2 protein-coding genes are annotated in these 2,560 nt (G+C 66.7%); both read left to right on the forward strand.

Annotation, left to right across the window (positions count from 1 at the left end; translation table 11 throughout):
* The coding region (locus KXR53_RS35400; protein WP_437375816.1) for a hypothetical protein at window positions 1-288 on the forward strand (288 nt) is incomplete at its 5' end.
* 284 nt (window positions 289-572) lie between these two features.
* Window positions 573-2,560 (forward strand): calcium-binding protein (locus KXR53_RS35405; RefSeq protein WP_437380315.1); only part of this gene is annotated, 1,988 nt, incomplete at its 3' end.

Raw genomic sequence — 2,560 nt, forward strand, 5'->3', positions numbered from 1 at the left:
GCACAGAGCACGGTCGCCTATTCGGGCAAGGACACGATCGCGGACTTCGCGGCCGGCGACAGGATCGACCTGTCGGCGATCGATGCGGACGGCGACGCCGGCAACGGCGACACCGCCTTCGCCTTCGGCACCGGCGGCTTCACCGGCGCTGGCGCGGAAGTGCGGATCGTCGCGTTCGCGGACGGCCGCCAGGGCGTCTATCTCGACGTCAACGGCGACAGGAACCCGGACGCGATCATCAACGTGATCGCCGACCACGCCCTGACCGCGGCGGATTTCGTGCTGTAGCGGTTGCCTCGGACCGGGCGCTCGCGCGGCGCCCGGTTGTTTTCACCGTGAAGTCCGGGCGCTCTCGGCCGCCGATTTGATTAAAATTTTATGGGTTTGTTTATAGCAACTTTATCTGCCGCTCCAACTGAAATGTTGCCTCGCCTCGTGAGAAATTGTTCTTGCGGCCACCACGCCTGTTTCACACCAGCAACCAGCCCCGCATGCGCCAAGCTTATCTTCTAATAATTTTCGTCCCTAAGTACAGGGCCGCAGAATTGGGCGTCTGACAGGCGCAAATCTCGTTGGCGAAGCCGCCGAATCGGAGATCACATAACATGTTATTCACACGTGTTTGGAGGGACACTCAAATGGCAGTTATCGACGGCACTCCTGGCAACGACACCCTCAACGGCACCGCTGAGGAGGACACCCTCAACGGCTTGGCCGGCAACGACCTGTTGTACGGGTCCCATGGTGCTGACACCCTCGATGGTGGGGATGGCATCGACTCGGCGAGTTACGGCTTATCGGTCGGCGTCACCGTCAATCTGGCCACCGGCACGGCGTCCGGAGGGTTTGCCGAAGGCGACATTTTGATTGGCATCGAGAACCTGTACGGCGGCGACTGGGACGATACGTTCACTGGCGATGCCGGGGCGAACCTGCTGCATGGCGGTCAGGGCAACGACACCCTGGACGGTGGCGACGGTGACGACATCCTGGCCGGCGGCAGCGGACCGGGGACGGGTTCGACCTTCGGCAACGACGTCCTTAACGGCGGCGCTGGGAACGATACCGTCGATTACAGCCTCGAAGGTCAGCGCGCAGCCGTGATCGTGAACCTGGCGACCGGCGCGGTCGATGGCCAGGCCACCGGAGACACACTGATCAGCATCGAGAACGTCACCGGCAATAACGTCGGCGACACCCTCACCGGGAGTGCCGCCGCGAATGTGCTCAACGGCCTTGGCGGAGACGACACTCTCAACGGCGGCGCGGGCGCCGACACCCTGATCGGCGGCGATGGCATCGACACGGCGAGCTACGAGGGCTCGGCGGCCCTGGTCGCAGTCAATCTGGCCGCCGGGACCGCCAGCGGCGGCGACGCTCAAGGCGACACCTTGACCGGGATCGAAAATCTCACCGGCTCCAGTTTCGCCGATTCTCTGACCGGCGATGCGGGCGCGAATGTACTTAACGGCGGTGACGGCGACGACCGACTCATCGGCGGCGGCGGGGCCGATACGCTGATCGGCGGCAACGGCACCGATACGGTGAGCTACGTCGCGTCGGCGGCCGGCGTCACGGTCGACCTGGCGCTCGGCACCGGGACGGGCGGCGACGCCGAGGGTGACACGCTGACCGGAATCGACGACCTGACCGGGTCCGCCTTCGCCGACCGCCTGCGCGGCGATGCGGGGGCGAACTTGCTCGGGGGCGGCCTCGGTGACGACGTGCTCTGGGGCGGCGCGGGCGCCGATGAGTTGAGGGGGGGCGTTGGTTCGGATTTCGCCAACTATCAGGGCTCGGCGGCCGCGGTGACCGTCAACCTGAGCAATTTCACCGCCTCGGGCGGCGACGCTGAGGGAGACATCTACACCCTAAGCTCCAGTATCGAAAACCTCTACGGCTCCAGCCATGACGACCAGCTCACCGGCACCAACGCCCGCAACATCATCGGCGGCGAGCTCGGCAACGACACGCTCGCCGGCCTTGGCGGCGACGACAGCCTCTCCGGCGAGGCGGGCGACGACAGCCTCGCCGGCGGCGACGGCAACGACCGGCTCGTCGGCGGGGCCGGAATCGACGCCATCCATGGCGGCATCGGTAATGACTCGATCGATGCCGGCAGCGAGAACGACATCGTCTTCGGCGAAGCCGAGAACGACACGATCCATGGCGGCGCCGGCGACGACCAGATCGACGGCGGCGATGGCAACGACGTCGTCCAGGGCGCGGCCGGGGCCGATGCGCTGACCGGCGGCGCCGGGATCGACACCGCCTACTACAGCGCCAGCGCGGCCGGGGTCACGGTCGATCTGCTGGCCGGCACCGGCCTGGGCGGCGACGCCGAGGGCGACACGCTGACCGGCATCGAGCAGGTCCACGGCTCGAGCTTCGACGACCACCTGACCGGCGACGCCGGCAACAACACCCTCTGGGGCGGCGCCGGCGACGACACGCTCAGCGGCGGGATCGGCGCCGACTTCCTGAAGGGCGGGGCCGGCAACGACGTCTTCGCCTATTCGGACGTGGCACAGAGCACGGTCGCCTATTCGGGCAAGGACAC

It is taken from the genome of Inquilinus limosus, from assembly GCF_051487185.1.
Lineage (GTDB): Bacteria > Pseudomonadota > Alphaproteobacteria > DSM-16000 > Inquilinaceae > Inquilinus > Inquilinus limosus_F.